Below are 23924 nucleotides of genomic sequence, written 5' to 3'. Positions count from 1 at the left end.
CGCCTTGGTGGGCCTGCGCACGGGCAGGGGCTAGGAAATCCAAACGCGATTCGAAAGTCAAGCTCCTCGCCGCCGTCCCACCGTACAGCCAAGCCGCACACGCTGGTTGACATAGAGACCCATGCGCGATCCGCATTTCTCCTGGAAAAGCGACGCCATCACCACATCATCCACGCGTCGGCCCAACCGCCTACACTCAGCGCCCCGTGGCGCTCCCCTCCCCGCGAGGTTCACCCCCTGATCGTCGCGCCATGGATATGCGCCGCAAAATCGGCGTACTTCATCCGAAACCGCCCGCACCCCTCCGGCAGCGGCGCGCGCGGCGGAACGCCCTGGCAGCTGTCCGACCCCGCAGGATTGCGCAGGATCACCGACGCAGGCGTGCCGTCCGCCCCCCTCTCGATCTTCTCGCCCGCGACCCAGTGATAGCCCCCCTCCCACTTCAGGAGAACCGGCACCTTCTCCCCGCGCCCCAAAGCCCCAGCGACATCGTCAGCGACGGACGCCCCGCTGCGCAGCAGCGCCGAGACGCTCGTATAACTGCCGCCCATGATGTCCTGGAACAGGCTCGTGAAATTGCCGAGCGGCACGCGCGAGTCGCCCCCCAGAGCAGCCCAGAACGAGTCGTTGTCCTCGGGGTTGTCGTAATCGAAGATCCAGCTCATCAGGGTCGCGTGGTTCATCAGCGCCGACTGGAACATCCGGTCGATGTCGATGCGGCCCGAGGCGTCGCGCGAGATCGCGTTGCGCGGCATCCTGAGCACGCGGCCGGAGCGGAGCGTCACCTCGCCTGCCTCCCGCGTGATCCCGTCGAGGAGCCGCGTGAACTCGGCCGGATCGGCGCGCAGCAGGACGTACTCCATCGTCCCCGCGCCGCAGGTGCCGTGCCGCGCCCCCTGCTTGACGCGCAGCGGGTTGTCCACGTGCCGGATCGCCTGCGCGAGCACGAGGTGCGGATCGATGCCGCCCTCGAGCACGAGCCTGCCATCGCGGGGGACGCCCGCCATGGTCGCTAGGTTCGGCAGGAGCGCCCCCGCGTGCAGCCGGCCCGCGGCGAGCAGCCTGTCGAGCGCGGCCAGCGCGCGCACGTCGCCCCGGAGCGCGCGCCGGACCTCGTCGAGGCGCGCGCTCCGATCGGCGGCGAGCGTGCCCGCGGCGGCAGTCGCGGGCCTGTCCTCGACGGAGTCCACGGCGGGCGGCGGCGTGTCCGGGTCCGGCTCGGCCCCCGGCACGACCCGCGGGAGCCTGCTCGCGTCCGTGAAATAGCCCTGATCGTGGCGCGAGGCCGCGGCGGACGCCTGGACCGCGGACGGCTTGCGGCCGAGCGCCGCCGCCTCCTCCGGGCTGAGCCCCGCAGCCCTGGCCATGGCCTCGTCGAGCGCCACCGTACGCCGCGCCGCCATGCGCCTGTCGAGGGCGGCGATCGTCGCGGCGTCCACGATGCCCGTCTGCGGCAAACCCTGCGCGGCTTGCAGCGCGACGATGGCGGCGTGCGTCTTCGGCCCGAACGAGCCGTCGGCCTTCATCGGGTCGCCGAGCGCGATCGCGCCGAGCGCCTCTTGCAGGGCGCGCACGCCGTCGCCGTGCGCCCCCTGCGCGAGCGTCGCCGCGCCCGCCGCGACCGCTCTCAGCACCTCGTTCGACGCGAGCTCCGGGGCGCCGAGCCCTGTGTTCCCGTTATCCCCCATGGGTCCCCTCCTGCGATCACCAGGCGCGCTGGGTCCATCCCAGGGTACCACGCCGCACCCATCGGTGCGCGCGTCAGGCGGCGCTGCGGTGCGCGGCCGGTTCAGCATCAGCACCGCGAATTCGTCCTTTGGATCGCGGGACTCCTCCTTATCCTCGAGCCGCGACGATCAGCCCGGCACGAAGAGCCATCGGCTCTTGCCGAGCGTCTGCTGGAGCTGCGTACGTCGGAGCACCCCGAGAACGTCGCTATACCGGCCGCCCAACACAGGTCACGCCAGCAACGTGCTCTCGCAAGCTGCGCCGCCCCCGGCCGCGTGTCTCCTCTTTCGCGCGTGGTGCAGGGCGTGAGACGATGGGGGTCGGAGGGGCATCCATGAAACCGATCGCAGGAGCAGCGGGGGACGTCGGACATCTGGAGCTAGGGATGTTCGGCCCGAACGGTACGGGTCACTCGATGTCGAAGGTCCCCGAGCGATGGTATCCCACCTGGGAGAACAACCGCGACCTGGCGCTCGCAGCCGAAGCGGCGGGCCTGGATTTCCACATCCCGTTCGCGCGCTGGAAAGGCCACGGCGGTGAATCCAACCCCCAGGGCGCCATGCTCGATCCCATCGTCTGGGCGGCGGGCATCCTCGCGATCACGAAGCGGATCAAGGTCTTCACCACGGTGCACACGCCCTTCGTCCACCCCATCGTCATGGCGAAGCACCTGGCCACGATGGATCATATCGGCCCGGGGCGCGTCGGCGTGAACATCGTCAGCGGCTGGGACAGGGAAGAGTTCGAGATGTTCGGCATCCCCCTGCGCGAGCACGATGAGCGCTACGAGTACACGAAGGACTGGCTCGACGTGATGCGCACGCTCTGGACGGCGGACGCGCCCGGCCATCATCGGGGCAGATTCTTCGACCTGCCCGGGCTCATCGGCGAGCCGAAGCCGCGGGGCAAGATCACCCTCATGAACGCGGGCACGTCCAGCGCCGGCCGGGCCTTCGCGGTCGAACACTGCGATCTGCTGTTCAATATCCTCGTCTCTCCCGAGGCGTGCCGGGAGGAGGTCGCGACGGTCAAGGAGGCGGCGCGCCGCGTGGGTCGCTCCATCGACGTCTACACGACGGCCTGCATCGTCTGTCGTCCCACCCGGAAAGAGGCCGAGGACTACCACGATTATTACTCCCGCGAGATGGCCGACTGGCCCGCGACCGACCACCTCATGCAGCAGCTCGGGATGGACTGTCAGTCCTTCTCCCCGGAATTCTACGCCACGTTCCGGAACCGGTTCGCCGCGGCGCACGGGCACTGCTCGATCGTCGGCGATCCGGGCCATGTGGCCGAGGAGATCCGGCGCATCCGTGACACGGGCGTCCGGGGCCTCACCCTCGGATTCATCGACTTCGCCAGCGAGTTCTCGTACTTCAAAGATGAAGTGATGCCGCGCCTCGTCGACCTGCGCGTCCGCCGGCCGCCCGGCTGATCCCGCGGGCCTGCTCCTTGGCCCGCTGGGCCCACGTCGACGTGGCGCGGTGGCTCGGCATCGAGACACCCTGGCCAGGAAACAAGACAATACTCGATCTTATCCAGAAAATCGGCTCAAGTTTCTGGATAAACACGGGCTTCATCCAGAGTTTATTCTCTAATATCTAGACAATCACGAGCCAAATTCAGAGAATCAACTCAAAGAACAAGCTAAAATCACCCGGTATCCAGAGAAACTTCTCAGAAATCGAGCCAATCGGACCGGCCCGCTCGTGCTCGCTCGGTGAAGACACGCCCCGGCTCGAGAGCCGGCGTGCTCGTCGTCTGTTCAAGGCAACCGATGGATCAAGGCAACCGATGGAGACGAGCAGAACGCCTCACGTCCAGCCCTGGGCCGGCCGCGCGTCCGCCGGCAGCCGCATCGTGAACGTCGTACCGCGACCGGGGGCGCTGTCCACATGGACGCTCCCGCCGTGGGCTTCGGCGCAGGCGCGTACCAGCATCAGACCGAGGCCCCATCCGGGCGCGCGGTGCTCGCCTGCGGCGCGCGTGAACGGATCGAACAGCGTCGCTTGCGCCTCCGGCGGGATCGGCGCGCCCTCGTTGTGCACGCTCACCTCGACGCCGTCCCGCAGCTTCGTGATGGCGACGGCGATCGGCGCGTCCTTCGCGCCGTACTTCAGCGCGTTCGAGATCAGGTTCCAGAGCGCGCGCCGCAGCTCTGAGGCACCCCAGATCCCTCGGACGCCCTCGTCTGCATGCAGCACGATGCGGCCAGGGTGATCGGCCGCGAGCTCGTCGACGAGCTCGCGGCCGATCTCGCTCAGGTTGCACTCCTCGAGCGTGACCGAGAGACGCCGGCCGGCGTGAATCCGATCGGCGTCGAGCAGATCGGTCACCATGCGGTCCGCCCGATCCAGGTTGCGGACGACGACCTCGACCCGCTTCGCGACGACCGGCCCGCTCGCGTCCGGCTGCGCGGCGAGCATCGTCGCAGCCAGCCTCGCTGCCGACAGCGGACCGCGGAGATCGTGCGCCAGGACCGAGACGAACTGGCTTCGTAGCTCGCGCGCGACGCGGAGGGCATCGAGCTGTTCGAGCAGCTCCGTGTAGAGTCTGGCGTTATCGACGTGGAGCGCGAGCCGCTCGCCGACCGCCGCGATGCGCCGCGTCTCACGGGCGGTGAACGTCCGCTTTCCACGGAGGCCGACGTACAGGACACCCATGAGAGAACGCTGCGGCGGAAGACGGATGCCGAGCAGCGAATGGATGCCGCTGTGCCGGAGTCTATCCGGCACGTCGAGCAGCGTGGTCTCCACGTCGCGCATCGACATCGCATAGTCCTGCAAGGCGACGGAGCCTGCGAAGGACGATGCGTCGACGGCTCGCACGTACTCGACGAGCGGCTCATCGGCCAGGCCCACCGAAGCGACCATCTCCAGCTTCCCGGTCCTGATGTCGTGCAACAGCAGCGCAGCCGTATCGGCGTCCATCGACTCCATGACGACCTCGAGGACCTTCTTCAAACGCCCCGGCGACAGGGGCGCCTCTCCGCCGAAAGGCTGCAAGAACGGGTCATGGAGCAGCCGCAGGTAGCGCTTCTCGGTTTGCTCGTCCTCCAGGAGGTGTTGCCGGAACGCTTGCGCTATGAACACGGAACGGGCGTGGATCTCGGCGAAGAGGCGATCGATCTCCTCCAGGCTCGGCTGCTCTTCGGGGCCTGCGATGGCCCAGGTGCGCACGATCGCACGCCCGAGGATGGCGAACTCTTCCAGCGCCTCCTCGAGGCTGAAGCCGGCACGCAAGCGTGAGGACATATGGCTCTCGATGAGCTCGTTTCGCTCGCGGTGCACTTCCTCCCCATCCCATCCACGCGCGAGCGACCGCACGTACTTGGGCATCATGTTCGTCAGCTCGGGGCTCGCCAGCCCCCGCGCCGCCGCTGACCTGTTCGCTTCGCTGGCCCACGCTTTGACGATCTCTGGTGCGTGCGCCGCGATGATATGCTTGATCGTCCGCATCGACCCCCCACGTCCTTGTCGAGATGATGCTTGAGCGGCGCGACGGGGCTCGTGCCAGTGCGCGTCACCGAGGCTCCGGATCCTACCACCCGGGCGCTTGCCGGATTCCTGGATCTCACGGTCAGTGTTGGGGGCTCGATGGCAACGGGATAAAGCAGGAGCGCGTTCGGCTGAGCTGGCGCAGGGAGGCCGGCATCGAGCGCGCGCCGCCAGGGCATGCGTATCGGGCGGCCGGTTCTGCGCGTCGAGGTCGAGCGGACGTTGGAGCTCAGGGCGCAGGGCCTCACGCTGCACGACGTTGCCAGGAGACTTCGTGTGTCATCGGCGACGTTGAAGCGGGCTGGCGAAGCTGAAAAAGCGCATTGCCTCACCGCCCACCCCCGGGCAGGCTTCGCCCATGGGCCAGCCCGCCGAGAAGCAGCGCCGCGCCACGTACGCCGATCTCGGCGCCGTCCCGCCGAACAAGGTGGCGGAGCTCATCCGCGGCACCCTGCACGTGTTCCCCCGGCCGGCACCGCGACACGCGAGCGCCGAGAGCGCGCTGCAGGGGGAGCTCTTCGGTCCCTTCCAGCGGGGGCGGGGTGGCCCAGGAGGCTGGCGCATCCTTGTCGAACCCGAGCTCCACTTCCCCGATCCGGACGCGCCGGGGGAGGTCGACGTGCTCGTGCCCGACCTCGCCGGCTGGCGCGCCGAGCGCATGCCCGAGCTGCCCAAGACGGCTTATTTCGCGCTCGCTCCCGACTGGATCTGCGAGGTGCTGAGCGCATCCACGGAGAAGGTCGACCGTGACGAGAAGATGCCTATCTACGCGCGCGAGGGCGTGCGGTATGCGTGGCTGGTCGACCCGATCGCGCGGACCCTCGAGGCCCACGTGCTCGACGCGGATCGTCGCTGGGGACCCGCGGCCGTCCACCGCGACGCCGCGCGTGTTCGCGTCGCGCCGTTCGAGGCCATCGAGCTCGACCTGTCCGTGCTCTGGGCGGAGTAGCAGGCTGCTACGCTGTGAGCGCCCGGCCATCGTCATGGGCAAGGCCAATTCGGGTAACCTGCGCGCCCCTCGCCCGGCCCGGGCGGGGCGTCACCGCAGAGAACGCCATGAAGTGGGGTCCGCTCGCGCCGGCCGCCGACAGCTACGTCTGGGCGGACCGACGGGCGGAGAGCTCAGCGTGGGCCCCGCCAGCGAGCGCGAAGGCGCTGCAGCCTGCGTGAGCGGACGGACCGAGACGAGCCACGGGCTCCGCCAGGAAGCGCTGGTCGAGCCGCTCGCCGCAGGGGGCCCGTTCACGTTCTCCAGCTGGATACGCGTGGGCGGCGCCGGCGGCCAGACCGTCAATGCCGCCCTGACGATCACCGAGGAAGGGCAAGCGCTGCGAGACCTCTCGCTCGCCACCATCGTGGCCGCCGACGGGCGCTGGATCGAGCTCGCGGGGAACTTCGGCCTCGGCTTCAACGCGGCGCCCGTCACCATCGAGCTCAAGCTCTACGGACCATCGGCGGACGTGGAGCTGTGCGCGGCCGACGTGAAGATCCAGCCCCTGTCTGCGCGCTGATCCAGGTGTCGGTGAATGAGGCGCGCCGCGAAATGTTGACGGCGTCCTGGCGAATCCCCTCATTTTATTGGCATTTTAGCGAAAGATTGAACAGGGAGACGGGGACATTGGTGAGATTTTTCTCCCCGTCTCCTGGCCTCTCTGTGAATCTGCCCGAAAAATTCGAGGGATTCTTCAGGTCGGCGTCGCGAGGGGCAGCGCTCCCGCCTCGCCCTACACGAGCGGCGCTCCGTGGACGGATCGGCGAGTCCTCCGGGGGCGCACGAACGGCGCAGTCCGGGTTGCCTTGACGGCGCCTGCCTCGGTAGGTACGTTGTGATCACGCAGGCTGAACATGAAAACCCGCCTAGTCCGCATCGGCAACTCCAAGGGAGTCCGGCTCCCGAAGCCTCTCATCGAGCAAGCAGGCTTGACCGAGGAGGTCGAGCTCCAGGTGCGTGGCAATACCATCATCATCGCCGCACGAAAGTCGCCTCGAAGCGGCTGGGCGGAAGCCGCTCGGCAGTCGCACGCCGAGGACGGCGACCGGATGCTCGACGCTCCCACGCCGACACGCTTCGACGAGGCCGAATGGCAGTGGTAGGCGTGAAACCGGTCCGTCGCGGGGATGTCTTCCTCATCGATCTGGACCCGACCCGCGGAAGCGAGATCCAGAAGACGCGCCCCTGCGTGGTGGTCTCGCCGGACGAGCTCAACGCGCATCTGCGCACGGTCATCGTGGCGCCGCTCACGACGGGAGGGCAGCCTTACCCGTTTCGCGTCGCGTGCCGCTTCTCGAACAAGAGCGGGCACGTCGTCATCGATCAGCTTCGCACCGTCGACCGGGAGCGTCTCGTCCGCCATCTTGGTCGCATATCGCCGGCGACCTTCACGCGCATCCTGGCCGTCCTTCAGGAAATGTTCTCTCCCTGAGCGGAGGAACGCGCACCGCCGAACACCACAGATAGAATAGGTTCTGACACTCGGCACGTGACGAGCCCGGCACCGCGCACGCCCATGAGCACCCCCTCGACCCCTGCCTCCGACGAGGCCGTCCTCCGCGTCCGCAACCTCCACAAGTCCCACGCGCTCGGCGCGACCCCCATCGAGGTGCTCCGCGGCGTCGACCTCGACATCCACGCCGGCGAGATGTGCGCGATCATGGGCCCCTCCGGCGTCGGCAAGAGCACGCTGCTCTCGTGCGTCGCGGGCCTCGAGTCGCCCGATCGCGGCGAGATCCGCGTGCTCGGCGAGGACATGGCCGCCCTCGACGAGCACGGGCGGACGCTCCTGCGTCGCCGCCGCGTCGGGATCGTCTACCAGTTCTTCAACCTCGTCCCGACCCTCACCGGCTACGAGAACATCGTCCTCCCCTACCTCATCGACGGCGCCGCGCCCGACCACGACGCCGCGTCGCGCATGCTCGATCGCGTCGGTATGCGCGCCCGCGCCGAGCACCTGCCCTCGCAGATGTCCGGCGGCGAGATGCAGCTCATCTCCATCGCCCGCGCCCTCGTCCGCCGCCCCGCGCTCGTGCTCGCCGACGAGCCGACAGGCAACGTCAACGTCGCGACCGGCCGCCGCATCATGGCGCTGCTCGCCGACGCCCTCCGCGACGCCGGCAGCGCCATGCTCCTCGTCACGCACAACGCCGAGGACGCCGCCCGCGCCCACCGCGTCGTCTTCATGCGCGACGGCCTGCTCCTGCACGACGCCGCCCTCGCGGGCCCCGCCGTCACCTCGGCCGCCGTCCACGATCGGCTGAAAGAGCTCGGCATCTGAATGCTGCTCCTCCTCCGCGCCCTCTTCCAGCCGCTCGTCCGGATCCTCGCCCTGCGCAACCTGCGCGCCGACCGCTTCGGCGCCATGGCCGCCGTGCTCGGCGTCGCCCTCGGCACGGCCACCGTCAACGTCGTCCTCATCCTCGACGTCGGGACGCGCGCCGTCGAGGCGAGGAGCGCCGTCACCAACCCCGACCTCCCCGTCTTCACCGATCAGACCATCACCCTGCGCGGCTTTCGCCCGGACGGGCAGCCCATCGACGCCGAGGACGCCCAGGAAGAGACCCACGAGGACTACGAGATCATGCGGTCCGCGATCCGCCTCGGCTCGCTCGCCGCGTTCCTCGTCGGCGCCCTCATCGTCTTCTTCACCTTCAACGTCGCCGTCGAGCGCCGCCGCCGCGAGATCGCCCTGCTGCGCAGCGCAGGCGCGCTGCCGCCGCAGGTCGCGGCGGTCTTCGTCCTCGAGGCGCTGCTGCTCGGCGTGGGCGGCGCGGCGCTCGGCCTGCTCGGATCGATCCCGCTCGCGTACCTCGCCGCGAAGGCGGGCATCACGACGACGGGCCGCGCGCGCATCCCGCTCGACGCCATCGTCCTGCCCTGGGGCGCGATGCTGCTCGTCTCCGGCACCGGCGCCCTGACCGCGCTGCTCGGCGTGCTGCGCCCGGTGCGCGACGCGCTCCGCCTCGACATCGCGCGCGCCCTGCGCCCGCGCTTCGTCGAGGGCGGGGCCGAGCAGCGGCGGCGCATGCGCGGCGTCACGCTGCTCGCGCTGCCCTTCATGGTGCTCGTCTACGGCCTGCTGCGCCCGTTCTTCCGGGAGTCCGTCCCGCTGTTCGCCTTCTTCGTGCTCGAGGCGGGCCTCGCGTGCGCGGCGTTCCTGGCCGCCATCGTCTTCGTCCCGGACCTCGTCGCGCGCCTCGGCGCCCTCGCCGTGCGCCTCGCGCCGCGCCGCTGGGCCGCCGAGCGGCTGCTCTTGCGGCGCCGGGTCGAGCACAGCGGCCACGAGCTCGCCTGGAGCGTCGGCGGCGTGATGATGGTGTTCGCCCTCCTGCTCGCGCTGCACATCGCCACGTCGGCGCTCAAGCAGGAGGTCTCGGCCTGGGCCGGCCGCGCCCTCGCGCCCTACGCGTTCCTCTACCCGGACGAGCCGCTCGGCCACGCCGAGCGCCTGCTCCCACGCCTGCCGAAGCGCCTCGTCGCGGCGCGCTTCTCGAGCCGCACCCCGTGGCCCAACGTCGCCTACGCCGTCCCCGCCGACGAGCTCCTCGCGCTCGCCGAGGCCACGGGCCGCGCCGAGCCGATCGCGCTCGCCCGCCGCTTCGGCCCGGGCAAGGCGCTCGTCTCCACGATGATGGCCCGCCGCTTCGGCGTCGGCCCCGGCGACCTGCTCGAGGTGGGCGGCCGCGCCGGCGCGCGCCGCCTCGAGGTCGTCGGCATCACGGACGAGCTCGGCTACGTCCACGCGGCCGGCGCGTACCGCAACCTGCGCACGTACGCGGTCATCGACGCGTCCGACTTCCCGGTCATCTCCCCGTACGCGACCGCGATCGGCCACACGGTGGCGATCGCCGATCCGGTGACGGGCGCCGCGGCGGCGCGGGGCGGCCCTGCGACGCCGCCCTGGGCCGAGCTCCTCGCCGACGTGCCGCGCGCGCGCGACGTCCGGATGCAGACGGGGGCCGAGATCGAGGCCGTACGCCGGAAGGCGACGGGCCGCGACTTCGTGATCTTCGACATGATCCTCGGCTTCACGACCGTGCTCGCGGCGATCGGCGTGGCGAACCAGATGGTCCTGGCGCTGCACGCGCGGCGCCGGGAGCTCGCGCTGCACCGCGTGCTCGGCATGACGGCGGGGCAGGTCCGCCGGATGGTCCTGATGGAGGGCGCGCTGGTGGGCGCGCTCGGCGGCGCGCTGGCCGTGCTGCTCGGGATCCCGCTGGGCTCCGCGGCGCTCGGCGCGCTGCGCACGGTGTCGAGCTTCGAGGTCGAGCTCAGCATCCCGCCGGAGTACGGCCTGTTCACGGCGCTCGGCGCGACGGCGGTGGCGCTCTTCGCGTCGCTCTATCCCGCGCGGAGCGCGGGGCGGAGCAACGCGGCAGAGTCGGTCCACTACGAGTGACCACGAGCAGGGGCGCGCGCCCGTCCTTCACGAAACTCGCCCGGCCGTCGCGGGCTCTCCTCCCCCGATCGCCCTCGGCGGGACGCCGCGAAGCGCTCGGACACGGCGCTTGCGCAGAGGCGTTCAGCATGACAAGTCACGTGGCATATCGTGGGCGCGACCACATCCCCGCGGGCGCGTGCGGCGGTGCCTCCGGCGCGTTCAGCGCGACGGGCGACTCGCTCTCGAAAGTAACTGTCACGGACAGCCTCGCTAGAACACGGATCACGTCGATCGAGCGAGAAGTGAGCCGCCAAGGCGCCAAGGACGCCAAGAACAGAACCCTCTCCTGGCGTCCTTGGCGCCTTGGCGGTTTGAAATCCTGCTCTTTGCTGGCGATTTCAACCCGTTTGTCGCGCTAGCCGTCGACCGCGAGCCAGCGCGCCCCGGCCCCCAGCGTCCCTGGCGTTGACGTGCCCTCTCCGCGCCCGCCAGGGCGGGCCGCTGCGCCGCGCGCGGCGCGCCCGCTCATCAAAATCGCTCAGGCCGGACGCGGAGGAACGTCTGTGTGCTCGCGTCGCGGCGACCCCGGAGAGGTGAGTCTCTCCCTGGCACAGCGGTGCTCCGCTCGACTTCTGCGCTCGCTCCTTGCTCCTGGTGGTGACTGACATCGACGGATCGACCCTCGTCCGAGAGGAGGTATGTGTGGTATTGGATCAGCGGTTTGTGCAGATCTGGATCGGAGTCCTGCTCGCGCTCGCCTCCGCTCCAGCCGGAGCGGCGCCGCCCCCGGAAAGCACCGCCCGCTCCGAGGCGGGCTGGGGATATCACCCTCCTCCGGAGGAGCGCGCCGTGTCCTCCCAGGGGTTCTGCAGCCTCGATCAGCCCTACACCGAGCCGCCCTTCCTGGCAGACCAGACGACCGGCATCGCTTGCCCCGGTTACGCGACGCAATCGCCGCTCTGCACGGGGCCTTTCTGCCCCGAAAGCCGCGTTTGCCCGGGGACGAGGACGCTGCACGAGGACCTGAATGCTTGCGACGGGGCAGGCTGCTGCCTGCCAGGCTCCGTCGACCCGGACGGCGTGGTCGACGTCCTGCCCTACCTGGCGAGGCCGGCGGAATGGCCCTTCTCCGCCGACGCGTCCGTCGACCGCAGCACGAACGTCGACGACAGCCCGGGCATCGCGACGGCCATCGAGTGCGCGGCGTCGCTGAGCGCCAGCAGGCGCACCGTGGCTTTCGCTGCCGGGCGTTACGTGCTGCGCACCCCGCTGCGGCCTCACCATGACGCGCTCACCCTGGAGGGACCGGAGCTGTCTCCCGAGGCCCCCCCGGGCGATCCCAGCACCGCGACCCTCGTGGCGATCCCCTGCAATCCGGAGCAGTACCCCGGGGCCATCCAGGTCACCAGGGTCGTCAAGCCGGACGGGACCATCATCAGCGCGGTCCAGGGGCTCTGGATCCGCAATCTGCAGATCGCGATCACGGAGGGGCCACGCACGAAGGCGAACAGCGGCATCCAGCTGAACACCTGCTCGGACTGCAAGGTGGAGAACGTCATCCTGCGGTACTCGCCCCTCGTTCCCCAGCTACCTTCCTGCAAGCCGAGCAACCTGGAGGGCATCGGCTTCACCTGGGGCTCCGGGGGCGTCATCCGCAACGTGCTCGTGGATGGCTTCTCGAAGAGCGGCATCTACCTGTCCTCCATCGCCGGGTACCACGACACGCCGCCCATCCTCGTGGAGAACTGCGAGATCAGGAACATCGACGGCCCGGTCAGCGCCAGCGGGATCAAGATCGTCACCGCCAACGTGACCGTGCGCAATTGCCACGTGCACCACAACATGATCCATCCCGGCGACGGCTCCACCACGGTCAGCGGCGGGCATGGCATCTGGATCTCCACCCAGATCTCCCCTGGGCCCGGGATCCCGAGCCCGGTGCCGTACAACGTCGTGGTCAAGGACAGCTACTTTCATCACAACGGCGGCTCCGGCGTCGTGCTCGCGAGCCCCCTCGAGAACGAACGTCCGAAGGGGATCCTGATCAAGAGGGTCAAGTTCGCTTACAACGGGGGCCATGGCGTCCACGTGCAGGCTGGCGCCGGCGTGGAGTTCTTGGACGTCTGGTCCTGGGGCAACGCGCTCTACGGCGTGCTCGTGAGCTCGCGGACGACGCTGCCCGCGACCTCGACCCGGGTAGAGGATGTGATCCTGGAGAACCTGCTCGTCTTCGACAATGCCCTGCGCTTCACGTCGGGCTCCTATCCCGGTATCAGGATAGAGGCCAGCGACGTCACGATCCACGGCGGCGCGGTGGCCCGCTGCGAGCCCTGGCGCGGGATGCAGTCGCGATCCATCCAGCAGCAATGCTGGCTGTCGGGTCCGGCCGGCGCCCAGGTGCTCTCCCATCCGGAAGAGAACGTCATCTCGGACGTGCGCACCGATGGCCTGAGCGCGCCGGAGGTGCTGGCGTGCCCCTATTGACGAGCGGCCAGGGCGCGCTGCGCCGGCTCAGGTCCCCCGCCTGCGCCGCCGGGGGGCCGGCCGGCGGCGCGTCGTCGCCTCGGCGGCGAACGGCCTGTCGCCGAGGCGCAGCGCGTTCCGCTGCTCCGGGTCGAGCCGCTTCACCGCCGCCCGGAAGTCCTCCCGGGCCAGCCGTAGCCGGTTCTGCCCTGTATTCTCGTTGATCTGGAGCTCCCGGGCGATGTCCACGACCGGGATCTCCAGCATGTCGTGCATCACCAGCATGACCCGCCGCTGCGGGTCGAGGCTGGCGAGCAGCGCGTCGATCACCTCGGCCCGCTCCATCGCCTCCAGCCGCTGCTCCAGAGGGGACCGGCGGTCGACGCCGGCAGAGATGGCGATGAGCCGCAGGCCGTCCGGGATCTCGCGGCGCCGATACGCCCGGTCGCGGTAGTGGCTGACCTGCCGCCACGCGATCCCGTAGAGCCACCGGTAGAGCGAGTCCCACACCCGCCGCGGCTGCGGCTGCCCCTCCCCGATCCACGGGAGCACCTCGCTGAGCGGCACCGGCTCGTGGTCCTCGTCCTCGAAGTCGTCCTCGAAGAAGTCGTCCTCGTCGCGCCGCCCCTGCAACGCGCGCAGCAGGCGGCTCGCGTCGAAGGTCTCCAGATTGCGGTAAGCGGCGAGGAGGACGTCGTAAACCACGTCCTCGCGATCGTTCGCCCCCACGCCGAAGCCCCGGAGCAGCCCGCGAAGGAAGGGAACGCCCACCTCGTGCACCACAGCGAAGCTGAGATGTTTGGCGCGGAGGGCATCATCTGATCGTGATTCCACATATTATTTTTACGAACCCTCTTTCCGGGTCGTTTTGGAACCCTCCCCCGCGCGCCAAAACCCCTTGTTTTGAAGCGTTTTTTGACGACCTCGCCAGCGGCTGACGCCGTGTGGAACGCGCGGCTCCCCGCGGCGGTGCGCGCAGCCCTCATGTCGCGTCCGGAGATCCGGTGCGCCGGTGAGCAGAAGCCGTGACCTGCTGGCCGGGTATCGTGCAATTTGTGCGTTTCTCCCGGGAAAACGCGGGCTGCGCCCTCCCGCCGGCCCCCCGCGCGCCGGCCTCGGCCGCGGCCCCGCGGGGCTCCCCGGCGCCGTCACGCCGTCACGCCGTCCCCTCGCCCCCGCCGGGGCCGCCCCCTTGCCGCCCGCGCTTCCGGCCCGTAGGGTGACGGCGCCGTGCCCCTCACCCAGCTCCGCCGAAGCGCCGGCGCCGCCCCCCGGGACCTGACCGCCTTCCTGCCGACGACCCGGGAGGAGATGCGCGCCCGGGGCTGGGAGGCGCTCGACATCCTGCTCGTCAACGGCGACGCCTACGTCGACCACCCGGCGTTCGGCGCCGCGATCATCGGCCGCTTCCTCGAGGGGCGCGGCTTCCGGGTCGGCATCGTCTCGCAGCCCGGCTACCAGGACACGAGCGACCTCCTGCGGATGGGGGTGCCCCGGCTCATGGTCGGGGTCACCGCCGGCAACCTCGACTCGATGCTGAACAAGCTCACCGCGCAGAAGAAGGTGCGCAGCGAGGACCAGTACTCGCCGGGCGGGCAGGTGGGCCTCCGCCCCAACCGGGCCTCGATCGTCTACGCGAACCTCTGCCGCCAGGCGTTCCCCGGCGTCCCCATCGTCCTCGGCGGCATCGAGGCGTCGCTCCGGCGCATCGCCCACTACGACTACTGGTCCGACCAGGTCCGCCGCTCGGTCCTGCTCGACGCCAAGGCCGACATGCTCATCTTCGGCATGGGCGAGAAGGCCGTCTGGGAGGTCGCCGATCGCCTCCGGCGCGGCGAGCCCGTCCGGTCGATCCGCGACGTCAGGGGCACCGCCGTCCCCCTGCGCAAGGGCGAGTGGGAGCAGATCGAGGGCTCCCGCTACGTCGCCGACGGCAAGGCGGTGATCCTCCCGAGCTACGAGGAGGTCGCCGCGGACAAGGGCGCCTTCGCGGAGATGTCACGCGCCTTCCAGTTCGAGACGAACCCCGGCAACGCCCGCCCGCTGCTCCAGGCGCACGGCGCCGAGGCGGTGTACTTCAACCCGCCCGCGTTCCCGCTGGAGACGGGCCAGATGGACGCGCTCTACGACCTGCCGTTCACGCGGGTGCCGCACTGGTCGTACGACGCGCCCATCCCCGCGTACGAGACGGTGAAGCACTCGGTCGTCACGATGCGCGGCTGCTTCGGCGGCTGCACGTTCTGCTCGATCACCGAGCACGAGGGCCGGGTGATCCAGTCGCGCTCGGCCGACAGCATCCTGCGCGAGGTGCGGGCGCTGCGGCGCATGGACGGCTTCCGCGGCGTGCTCAGCGACCTCGGCGGGCCGACCGCGAACATGTACCAGATGCGGTGCAAGGACGAGGCGATCGAGAACGCCTGCCGGCGGCTCTCGTGCGTCTTCCCCGAGGTCTGCGAGAACCTGAACACCGACCACGGCCCGCTGCTCAAGCTGATGAAGGCGGTGCGCGAGGAGCAGGGGATCAAGAAGGTCTTCATCGCCTCGGGCGTGCGCTACGACCTCGCGGAGCGGTCGCCCGAGTTCATCGAGGAGCTCGCCGCGCACCACACGGGCGGCCAGCTCTCGGTCGCCCCGGAGCACAACAAGAAGGACGTGCTCGACAAGATGAAGAAGCCGGGCATCGAGAGCTACGAGCGCTTCGCCGAGCAGTTCCGGTGCGCGAGCGAGGAGGCCGGCAAGAACCAGTTCCTCGTGCCCTACTTCATCTCGGGGCACCCCGGCTCGACGCTGCGGGACATGGTCGACCTCGCGATCTACCTGAAGAAGAGCGGGATGAGGCCGCGCCAGGTGCAGGATTTCATCCCGACGCCGATGTCGATGGCGGCCTGCATGTACCACACGGGGATCGACCCGCTCACGCGGGAGCCTGTGTACACGGCGAAGGACCTGCGCGAGAAGAAGCTCCAGAAGGCGCTGCTCCTCTACTGGGACCCGGCGCACCACGACGAGGCGCGGGAGGCCTTGATCAAGGCGGGCCGCGGGGATCTCATCGGCACGAAGCCGCACTGCCTCGTGCCGCCGGCGGCCGGGAAGGGGGCGCCGCCGCGCTACCTCGCCAAGGTCCGCGGGGAGCGCCGGGGGAAGCCTGCCGATGCGACACACCGCCGAAATCGATAGGGATCGGGCGTTCACCGCGAAGCTCGGCGATCGCGGGCTGTTCCCTCACCTCGCGCCGCTCGTCTACGTGAACCACGCGGGGATCTCGCCGCCGTCGCGGCCGGTGCGCCTCGCGATGACGGCGCTGCTCGACGACTACGCCGCGCAGGGGGCGGCCGCGTACCCGGCGTGGCACGCGCAGCGGCTCCGCCTGCGGGAGAAGCTCGGCCGGCTCATCGGCGCGGCGACGGCAGGTGACGACATCGCGCTGGTCCAGAGCACGACGCGCGGGCTCACGGACATCGCGCTGTGCTTCCCCTGGCGGCCGCGCGACCGGGTGATCCTCTTCGAGGGGGAGTTCCCGGCCAACGTGACCCCGTGGCAGCGCGCGGCCGCGATCTTCGGCCTGGAGGTCGTCTTCCTGCCGCTCGGCGGCTTCGCGGACGGCAGCGGCGCGGGCCTCGCCCGGCTGGAGGGCGAGCTCGAGCGCGGGGCGCGGCTCGTCGCGGTGAGCGCCGTGCAGTTCCAGACGGGGCTCAGGATGCCGCTCGCGGAGATCGGCGCGCTCTGCCGCGCGCACGGCGCCGAGCTCTGCGTGGACGCCGTGCAGGCGATCGGCGCGACGCCGGTGGACGTCGAGGCGGCCGGGGTCGATTACCTCGCGTGCGGCGGCCACAAGTGGCTGATGGGGCTGGAGGGCACGGGCTTCCTGTACATCCGCCGCGAGCGCCTGCCGTCGCTGCGGCCCGCGGTGGCGGGCTGGCTGAGCCACGAGGACGCCGTGAGCTTCCTGCTCCAGGGCCCGGGCAAGCTCCGGTACGACCGGCCGATCCGGCAGCGCGCCGACTTCGTCGAGGGCGGCAACCTCAACGCCGCGGGCTTCGCGGGGCTGGAGGCGGCGGTGGACCTGATCCTGCAGATCGGGGTCGAGCGGATCCACGAGCACGCGAACCGGTTCCTCGACCCGCTCGAGGAGGCGCTCCGGGAGCGCGGTTGGGAGAGCCTCCGGCCGACAGATCCGGCGCTGCGGGGCTGCTCGCTCGGGGTGAGGCCGCCGGGCGGCGCCTCGGTGGTCGAGCTGTACCGCGAGCTCACCCGCCTCGGGATCGCCTGCGCGATCCCGGACGGCGTGCTGCGCTTCTCGCCGCACTGGCCCAACGCGCTGGACGAGTGGGAGCAGGTGCTGCTGTCGGCCGACGAGGCGCTCGGGCGGATCGCGACCGGGTGAGCCGGCGTCGCGCGCGGCGCGTCGCGCGTCGCTCAATGCCGTCGCGATAGCTGTCTGACATCCACGCATTGAAGGACCCACCTTCACACCACAACCTATCGATACAGCGCCCCGACTCAACGTCATCGAGGCTCGCCCTCCTTGACACGCGCGAAACCGAAGAGGACGATGACAACGGCGAATAAGGACGAGACCGTCCTTCGCGTGACCTAACCATCCGCGTGTGCTCGTGCGCTGGCGCGCTCCGCAAGGCGCTCGACGGCAGCGAGCCGCTGTGGACCGCCTTCCAATCCAAATTCGGGTCATTGGCTCCGGCGCCGCACACGCCGCCGGTCCGTCAGGGTCTATCACCGACAGGGAGAGCCACATGCCGCGTCATCGAACATCCATTCATGCACTCTTGTTTTGCATCACCGCCGTCACGTCGTGCAGCGCGGAGGTCGATCCAGCGAGCACGGACAGCGCCGAGGAAGCAGGGCCTCACGAGCAGAAGGGACCCGACGCCGCGTCCGCAGAGCACCGCGCGGCGTTCATCGCGAGCGTTCAGAGACAGGCGCCTTCTGACTACAATGTAAACCTCGACGCGTCGGCCGTGCGCGCTGGGGTGAGCGCTCTCAATCCGGCGCACGGCTTCATCTCCGAGTTCACCTCGGCCGGCGTCGCCGTGACCCGGGAGAGCTCGGAGAGGGCGGGTCGACTCACGATGAAGCTCGCGCGTTATGGCTGCGAGGGGGCGCTCGTCCCCCTGGACGTCGCGGCCGAACCACGCGGGACGAACAACCGCGTCGAGCTACGGCATCGAGCCCCGTCCGCGGGCCTGAGCGTCACGGAGTGGTACCTGAACGGCCCCCTCGGGCTGGAGCAGGGCTTCTCCCTGGACTCGGCGCCTCCATGCCGGCGCGAGGGCGAAGGCAGGGTGGAGCTCGAGATCGCGCTCGGGGGCGATCTCTCGCCGGAACTATCCGAGGACGGCCAGTCGGTGGCGCTGGTGGACGAGTCCGGCGCGGCCGTGCTGCGGTACGCCGATCTCGTCGTCCAGGACGCGCGCGGGAGCGTGCTTCCGGCAGAGATCAAGCTGAGCGACGCGAAGCTCTCGATCGTGGTGGACGACGCCGGCGCGACCTATCCGCTGGAGGTCGACCCGCTCATCGCCACGGAGCAACAAGCGCTCTACGCCAGCGATGCCTCGAGCGACGACTATTTCGGGTCGTCCGTAGCCATCTCGGGGAACACCGCGGTGGTCGGCGCCATGGGCGCGGAAGCAGCTTACGTGTTCGTGCGCGACGGCGCGTCGTGGTCCCAGGCGGCCGTGCTCACGCCCAGCGATGGCCAGCTGGGAGATTTCTTCGGCGTTTCTGTGGCCATCGACGGAGATACGATCGTCGTCGGAAACAGCACTCGTTCAATGGAGCGCCGCGCCGTGTACGTGTTCGCGCGCAGCGGCGGCGCCTGGCACGAGCAGCAAAAGCTCGCCTCACAGGACGACGGAGGCGGCGACGTTCGGTTCGGATATGCCGTCGCCATATCGGGCAATACGATCATGGTCGGGGCCCCCGACCGTTATGGTCCAGGCGGTGCGTCGATCTTCGTCCGGAGCGGCGCCGCGTGGGCGCAGCAGGCCAAGCTCGCGCCCAGCCACGACACCCGGAACCAAGGCTACGCCGTCGCCCTGCACGGCGACACCGCGGTCATGGGCAGCGACTGCGACGACGGTCCAGCGAAACCATCGTGTCGAGTCTACGTGTTTACCCGCGCCGGCAACGCCTGGTCCGAACAGGCCGTTCTCTACCCGCCGGCCGGAGCGACACCGCACTACAGGTTCGGCGGCTCGCTCTCGTTGAGCTCGGAGACGCTGGCGGTGGGCACCATCGTCTACAATGAGTATGGCCCTGACAGGCTGGCCGCCGTGGTCTTCGCGCGCAGCGAGGGCGCGTGGACCCAGCAAACCATGCTGTACTCCAGCGATGTCGATGCTCCTGGCTGGGGGGGCTGGTTTCGCAACACCAGCGTCGCCATGTCCGGGGACAGGTTGATCCTCGGAAGTGACGACGGCGAACAGGGACCGAGGGTCTTCGCCAGGATCGGCGGCGCATGGACGCCGCAGGCCACGGTCGATAGTTCCACATGGAGCAGGTGGGAGGTTCGTGTGGCGCTCTCGGGAGACACGCTGATTGCCGGCACGTGGGCCGACGGCGTTCGCGGCAACAGCGCCGGCGCAGCTCATGTCATCAAGCTGCAAGAGGGTCCGCCTGCTCACCTCGTGGGAGCCCGCGCTTTCGTCGAGCATGCCGCCGACCTGCCGTTCGTGCTCGACAGCGCCGACACCAACAGGTTCGGGACGCCGAGCAGCATCGACTGGGCGAGCTTCACCGGGACCACGCAGGGCGCGTCGCTGTTCACCCTGTCCCTCTTGCATGAGGATCCCACGCTGACGACCTCGATCCTCCGCGGCTGGTGGGGCTCCACGAGCCCGACCTCCACGAACCTGTACGGTCAGGTCGTGGCCGGGAACCACTTCAAGCGGATCTCGAAGATCAGCGACGTCCTGCCTGGCGATCTGCTGGTCATCAACTACACGGACGGCGGCTCGGGACACACGGCGATCGTCGACGCGTCCCCGACCGCCATCGCGGCCGTCGAGCCCGTCGTCCCCGGCACGACCCAGTATTCGCTCCGGGTCATCGACTCGACGAGCACCGCCCACGGGTGCACCACGGACCCGAGCACGGGGGACACGCGATGGGTGCCGGCCGATCCGACCAGGCCCTGCCGCGGCGGGAGCACGGACGGCGGGGCAGGTAGGGGCACCATGCGTCTTTACGCCGTCTCCCCGGGCCGGGCGAACGCCGGGGACCTCACCGGGTACAGCTGGAGCCTCACGTCGGGCTCCGCGTACTTCCCGCAATCCGGCGCGCGGCCCCACGCGATCGGCCGGCTCGTCCGCTGACCCCCCTCACCGCCCCCGCTCGTAATCGAGCGCTGCCTTCTCCACGACGTCCCAGTCCCGCGCGGCCCGCTCGGCCTCGGCCACGAGGTCCGCGGTGAACAGCGTGAGCCCCCAGATGCCGTTGTCGCGCCGCCGGAACGGGTACCGCGTGCCGCGCGCCGTCTCGACCGTGGCCCGCTCGCCCGTCACCTCCACCTTCCCGATGCCGGACAGGTCGCGACGGAGGCGCGCGATGAAGCCCTGCTTCGTGGCCATGTCGACCCACACGTCCGCCCCGTCCTCGGCCATCGCGTGCGCGCGGTACTGCTCCAGCAGGCGCGCGCGCTCCGGCTCCGGGTAGCTCGCCTCGATCCGCTCGCTCGCCTTCCGCCGGTAGTCGCGGATGGTGTACGCCGCGTGCTGCGCCCGGTCCTCGAGGTACGGGAAGCACGCGCGCGCATCGCTGACGCCGATGTTGTACGCGATGCGGAGGTAGGCGCCCTCGGGCGTCGTGTCCGGCGGGAACTGGTTGAGCTTGCGCCAGACGAGCACGAGGGCCAGCAGGGCGACGACGGCGGCGCCCCAGGCGATGGCGCGGCGACGGGTCATGTCCGGCTCATCTCTCGCTCTCTCCAGCCGCCCGGCGCACTAGTCGATGTGCCCGCCGAACTGCAGATAGAGGGACGCGACCCGATCCCTGTCGAACGCGGGCCCGAGCGGCTCGTCCAGCGCGAGGAGCAGGCCGGCCCGCATGAAGAAGGTCTTCTGGCTGTCGTACACGAAGTACGGCAGCAGCGAGACCTGCCCCCGGTCGTCGTAGACCGACGACGGCACCCACACCGTCTGGAGCGCCACGCCGCCGCCGAAGCCGGAGCGGCTCTGGAGCTCGGGCTCGACCTTCGCCTGGAACACCGCCTCGAGATCGTCGGAGTCGTCGATGAAGCCGCGCCGGACGCCGTCCCCCACCGGGACGAAGAACGTGAGATCCCCGCCCGCCCGGAGCACGAACGACCTTCCGAAGCGGTACTCGATGCCGCCCAGGCCGCCGATCGGGAGCGAGTTCGCCGACCAGAGGTGCAGATCGTACCAGGCCATCGCCATCGCGCTGTAGCCCCTGGCCACGTGCCAGTCGAGGCCGTCGATCGCGCCGAGCGGCAGCCCGGCGCGGCCGCCCGCGTACCAGGTGAGCTTGCGGCCCGCGTCCGAGTAGTAGAGCGTGAACGTCGGGTTGCCGAGCGCGGCGCGCGACTGGCGGTCGAGATCTTCGGCGTCTCCCGGGCCGTCGAACGAGAGCGCCAGCGGGAACTTCAGGTTGATGAACAGGTTCGGCGTCGGCTCGAACTGCACGAAGGGGACGGCGGCGAGCGACGTGCCGTAGAAGCGGGCGCTCCACAGGTAGAGATCCACGCCGGCGTCCGAGCGGTGCACCACCGGATCCCAGGCGTGCGCCGCCGTGGGGGCGGCGAGGAGCGGAGCAGCGGCGGAGACCGCCAGGGCGAATGCGCGAAGCCATCGGTGCGTGCTCATCTCGAGAACTGCCTACCGAGATCCGCGCCGCGCCGTCAACCGCGTCGCGCCCCCCCTTCCTGAGAAGCCGGAGCGCCCCTACGATGCGCCCCATGTCCCGCACGAGACCAGAGGCCCCGTTCCTCGACGCGCTCCGGCGTTCGACCCTCGTGTTCGACGGCGCGATGGGCTCGCTGCTCTACGAGCGCGGGGTGTTCGTCACCCAGAACTTCGAGCAGCTCAACGTCGCGCGCCCCGATCTCGTGAAGAAGATCCACGCCGAGTACGTCGCGGCGGGCGCGAACGTCATCGAGACGAACACCTTCGGCGCGAACAGGTTCCGGCTCGAGCGGTACGGGCTCGTCAACGAGGTGCGCAACTTCAACCTCGCGGGCGCGCGCCTCGCGCGCGAGATCGCGGGCGGCGACGCGTACGTCGCCGGCTCGATCGGCCCGACGGGGCTCGTGCCCGGCGTCGCCACGCGCGACGACCTCGCCGCCGCGGCCGCCACGTTCGCGGAGCAGGCCGGCGCGCTCGCCGAGGGCGGCGCGGACCTCCTGATCCTTGAAACATTTCGCCATCTCGACGAGATCAAGCTCGCCATCGACGCGGCGCGGGCGGCCGCGCCGGGGCTCCCGGTCCTCGCGTCGATGACGTTCGACACGAGCGGCGTCGCGGCCGACGGCAGCGAGCCGGAGCGCGTCGCGCGGACGCTGCGGGACTGGGGGGTCGACCTGCTCGGCGTCAACTGCGGCGACGGCCCGCAGCTGTCGCTCGCGATGGCGGAGCGGATGGCGACCGCGGGGCTCCCGCTCTGCGTGCAGCCGAACGCGGGCCTGCCGCGCACGGTCGACGGCCGCCAGCTCTACATGGCGACGCCCGAGTACTTCGACGTCTTCGCCCGCCGCATGATCCAGGCCGGCGCGGCGATGATCGGCGGCTGCTGCGGGACCACGCCGGAGCACGTCCGGTGGATGGCCAAGTCGGCCCGCATGCTCCGGGGCGGCGCCGCGCCCGAGGCCGCCGCGCGCCCGCAGATCACGATGGACGCGCCCACGGGGCTCGAGCCCACGCCGCTCGGCGAGCGCAGCCCCCTCGCGGCGAAGATCGCCGCGGGCAAGTTCGTGGTCTCCGTCGAGGTGAACCCGGCGCCGGGCCTGAACCCCGAGAGCGCGCTGAGCGCCGCCAAGATGCTCATCGACAGCGGCGTCGACGTCGTGAACGTCGCCGACGGCCCGCGCGCCACGGCGCGGATGACGAACCTCGCCTTCTGCTCGCTCCTGGTCCAGCGCTACGGCATCGAGCCGATCCTGCACGTCTGCGGCCGCGACCGGAACCTCATCGGCCAGATGGCGCACCTGCTCGGCGCCCACGCGATCGGCATCAAGAACCTCGTCATCATCACGGGCGATCCGCCGAAGGTCGGCGACTACCCGGAGGCGACCGCCGTCTACGATCTCGACTCCATCGGGCTGCTCCACATGGCGAGCACGATGAACCGCGGCCTCGACCCGGCCGGCAAGCCGATCCCGGGCGGCAAGACGTCGTTCCTGCTCGCCACGGGGCTCGAGCCCGGCGCCCAGGACCTCGACAAGGAGATCGCGCGCTTGGAACGGAAGCGCGCGGCGGGGGCCGACATCATCATGACCCAGCCGATCTTCCACCAGGATCTGCTCGAGAAGGTGCTGCGGCGCATCGAGCACCTGGGGATGCCGGTGCTCGTCGGCGTGCTGCCGCTGGTCAGCCACAAGAACGCCGAGTTCCTCCACAACGAGGTGCCCGGCATGCAGATCCCCGAGGAGATCCGCGAGCGCATGCGCAAGGTGCCGGCCGGCCCCGAGGCGCGCAAGGAGGGGGTGAAGATCGCCCGCGAGATGCTCTTCTCGGTGCGCGACCGGGTGCAGGGGGCCTACCTGATGCCGCCCCTCGGCAAGTACGAGCTGGCGCTCGAGGTGCTCGACGGCCTCAAGACGGGCTGATCCGACCAGCGGCCCGCCCCCGCGCACGAGTTCTTGCTTGCAGCGCCGGGCGCCGCGCGGGGAAAC

The 23924-nt window shown here is 70.2% G+C and carries 17 protein-coding genes; 12 read left to right on the top strand and 5 right to left on the bottom strand.

The window, feature by feature from the left end:
- Nucleotides 1–230: 230 nt before the first annotated feature.
- Nucleotides 231–1688 (bottom strand): peptidoglycan-binding domain-containing protein, encoded by a 1458-nt coding sequence (locus POL72_RS16695; RefSeq protein ID WP_272096358.1) that lies wholly within the window; start codon nucleotides 1686–1688, stop codon nucleotides 231–233.
- Nucleotides 1689–2062: 374 nt separating this feature from the next.
- Between POL72_RS16695 and POL72_RS16690 the strand changes: the two genes are divergently transcribed.
- A complete protein-coding gene (locus POL72_RS16690) occupies nucleotides 2063–3163 on the top strand; it encodes an LLM class flavin-dependent oxidoreductase (protein WP_272096357.1) in 1101 nt (366 codons plus the stop codon).
- 379 nt (nucleotides 3164–3542) lie between these two features.
- On the opposite strand, the gene POL72_RS16685 is transcribed toward POL72_RS16690, so the two are convergent.
- Nucleotides 3543–5480, bottom strand: coding sequence for a sensor histidine kinase (locus POL72_RS16685; RefSeq protein ID WP_272096356.1), 1938 nt, complete (start codon nucleotides 5478–5480; stop codon nucleotides 3543–3545).
- A gap of 103 nt (nucleotides 5481–5583) precedes the next feature.
- Between POL72_RS16685 and POL72_RS16680 the strand changes: the two genes are divergently transcribed.
- From POL72_RS16680 to POL72_RS16650, 7 genes are all read left to right on the top strand, one after another.
- The gene (locus tag POL72_RS16680) at nucleotides 5584–6174 is read left to right on the top strand and encodes a Uma2 family endonuclease (protein ID WP_272096355.1); all 591 of its coding nucleotides are present in this window, start codon (nucleotides 5584–5586) and stop codon (nucleotides 6172–6174) included.
- A gap of 34 nt (nucleotides 6175–6208) precedes the next feature.
- Nucleotides 6209–6736 carry a carbohydrate binding domain-containing protein gene (locus POL72_RS16675; RefSeq protein ID WP_272096354.1) on the top strand — a complete coding sequence of 176 codons (528 nt, stop codon included), beginning with the start codon at nucleotides 6209–6211 and terminating at the stop codon, nucleotides 6734–6736.
- A gap of 334 nt (nucleotides 6737–7070) precedes the next feature.
- Nucleotides 7071–7319 (top strand): AbrB/MazE/SpoVT family DNA-binding domain-containing protein, encoded by a 249-nt coding sequence (locus tag POL72_RS16670; RefSeq protein ID WP_272096353.1) that lies wholly within the window; start codon nucleotides 7071–7073, stop codon nucleotides 7317–7319.
- Nucleotides 7320–7321: 2 nt separating this feature from the next.
- Nucleotides 7322–7648 carry a type II toxin-antitoxin system PemK/MazF family toxin gene (locus POL72_RS16665; RefSeq protein ID WP_272096352.1) on the top strand — a complete coding sequence of 109 codons (327 nt, stop codon included), beginning with the start codon at nucleotides 7322–7324 and terminating at the stop codon, nucleotides 7646–7648.
- A gap of 84 nt (nucleotides 7649–7732) precedes the next feature.
- A complete protein-coding gene (locus POL72_RS16660; RefSeq protein WP_012241252.1) occupies nucleotides 7733–8497 on the top strand; it encodes an ABC transporter ATP-binding protein in 765 nt (254 codons plus the stop codon).
- Entirely contained in the window at nucleotides 8498–10618 is a 2121-nt protein-coding gene (locus POL72_RS16655; RefSeq protein WP_272096351.1) for an FtsX-like permease family protein, read from the top strand.
- A gap of 684 nt (nucleotides 10619–11302) precedes the next feature.
- Nucleotides 11303–13084 carry a right-handed parallel beta-helix repeat-containing protein gene (locus tag POL72_RS16650; protein WP_272096350.1) on the top strand — a complete coding sequence of 594 codons (1782 nt, stop codon included), beginning with the start codon at nucleotides 11303–11305 and terminating at the stop codon, nucleotides 13082–13084.
- 27 nt (nucleotides 13085–13111) lie between these two features.
- Here POL72_RS16650 and POL72_RS16645 read toward each other — a convergent pair whose 3' ends face one another.
- Nucleotides 13112–13834, bottom strand: a complete 723-nt coding sequence (locus tag POL72_RS16645) for an RNA polymerase sigma factor (RefSeq protein WP_272096349.1) — start codon at nucleotides 13832–13834, stop codon at nucleotides 13112–13114.
- Nucleotides 13835–14293: 459 nt separating this feature from the next.
- On the opposite strand from POL72_RS16645, the gene POL72_RS16640 reads away from it, so the two are divergent.
- The 3 genes from POL72_RS16640 (at nucleotide 14294) to POL72_RS16630 (ending at nucleotide 20394) form a co-directional block, all read left to right on the top strand.
- Nucleotides 14294–16240 (top strand): YgiQ family radical SAM protein, encoded by a 1947-nt coding sequence (locus POL72_RS16640; RefSeq protein ID WP_272096348.1) that lies wholly within the window; start codon nucleotides 14294–14296, stop codon nucleotides 16238–16240.
- Nucleotides 16215–17447 carry an aminotransferase class V-fold PLP-dependent enzyme gene (locus POL72_RS16635; RefSeq protein ID WP_272096347.1) on the top strand — a complete coding sequence of 411 codons (1233 nt, stop codon included), beginning with the start codon at nucleotides 16215–16217 and terminating at the stop codon, nucleotides 17445–17447. Before POL72_RS16640 ends, POL72_RS16635 begins: the two co-directional genes overlap by 26 nt.
- Nucleotides 17448–17847: 400 nt before the next feature.
- Complete coding sequence (locus tag POL72_RS16630) at nucleotides 17848–20394, top strand: FG-GAP repeat protein (RefSeq protein ID WP_272096346.1); 2547 nt, start codon at nucleotides 17848–17850, stop codon at nucleotides 20392–20394.
- A gap of 6 nt (nucleotides 20395–20400) precedes the next feature.
- Here the strand turns inward: POL72_RS16630 and POL72_RS16625 are convergent, their stop codons facing one another.
- Both POL72_RS16625 and POL72_RS16620 read right to left on the bottom strand, forming a co-directional pair.
- A complete protein-coding gene (locus POL72_RS16625; RefSeq protein WP_272096345.1) occupies nucleotides 20401–20982 on the bottom strand; it encodes a hypothetical protein in 582 nt (193 codons plus the stop codon).
- A gap of 39 nt (nucleotides 20983–21021) precedes the next feature.
- Nucleotides 21022–21900: a hypothetical protein gene (locus tag POL72_RS16620; RefSeq protein WP_272096344.1), complete on the bottom strand. Its 879-nt coding sequence runs from the start codon at nucleotides 21898–21900 to the stop codon at nucleotides 21022–21024.
- A gap of 92 nt (nucleotides 21901–21992) precedes the next feature.
- On the opposite strand from POL72_RS16620, the gene POL72_RS16615 reads away from it, so the two are divergent.
- A complete protein-coding gene (locus tag POL72_RS16615; RefSeq protein WP_272096342.1) occupies nucleotides 21993–23858 on the top strand; it encodes a bifunctional homocysteine S-methyltransferase/methylenetetrahydrofolate reductase in 1866 nt (621 codons plus the stop codon).
- The last annotated feature ends 66 nt before the right edge of the window (nucleotides 23859–23924 follow it).

It is taken from the genome of Sorangium aterium, from assembly GCF_028368935.1.
Taxonomy (GTDB): domain Bacteria; phylum Myxococcota_A; class Polyangia; order Polyangiales; family Polyangiaceae; genus Sorangium; species Sorangium atrum.
Note: the sequence above shows the minus strand (reverse complement) of the source record. Positions and strands in the feature narration are given on the sequence as shown.

What these genes read in the sequence shown, in the direction of transcription:
- POL72_RS16695 (WP_272096358.1), bottom strand. Translation starts at nt 1,688, where the DNA reads ATGGGGGATAACGGGAACACAGGGCTCGGCGCCCCGGAGCTCGCGTCG.
- POL72_RS16690 (WP_272096357.1), top strand. Translation starts at nt 2,063, where the DNA reads ATGAAACCGATCGCAGGAGCAGCGGGGGACGTCGGACATCTGGAGCTA.
- POL72_RS16680 (WP_272096355.1), top strand. Translation starts at nt 5,584, where the DNA reads ATGGGCCAGCCCGCCGAGAAGCAGCGCCGCGCCACGTACGCCGATCTC.
- POL72_RS16675 (WP_272096354.1), top strand. Translation starts at nt 6,209, where the DNA reads ATGGGCAAGGCCAATTCGGGTAACCTGCGCGCCCCTCGCCCGGCCCGG.
- POL72_RS16670 (WP_272096353.1), top strand. Translation starts at nt 7,071, where the DNA reads ATGAAAACCCGCCTAGTCCGCATCGGCAACTCCAAGGGAGTCCGGCTC.
- POL72_RS16660 (WP_012241252.1), top strand. Translation starts at nt 7,733, where the DNA reads ATGAGCACCCCCTCGACCCCTGCCTCCGACGAGGCCGTCCTCCGCGTC.
- POL72_RS16655 (WP_272096351.1), top strand. Translation starts at nt 8,498, where the DNA reads ATGCTGCTCCTCCTCCGCGCCCTCTTCCAGCCGCTCGTCCGGATCCTC.
- POL72_RS16635 (WP_272096347.1), top strand. Translation starts at nt 16,215, where the DNA reads ATGCGACACACCGCCGAAATCGATAGGGATCGGGCGTTCACCGCGAAG.
- POL72_RS16625 (WP_272096345.1), bottom strand. Translation starts at nt 20,982, where the DNA reads ATGACCCGTCGCCGCGCCATCGCCTGGGGCGCCGCCGTCGTCGCCCTG.
- POL72_RS16620 (WP_272096344.1), bottom strand. Translation starts at nt 21,900, where the DNA reads ATGAGCACGCACCGATGGCTTCGCGCATTCGCCCTGGCGGTCTCCGCC.
- POL72_RS16615 (WP_272096342.1), top strand. Translation starts at nt 21,993, where the DNA reads ATGTCCCGCACGAGACCAGAGGCCCCGTTCCTCGACGCGCTCCGGCGT.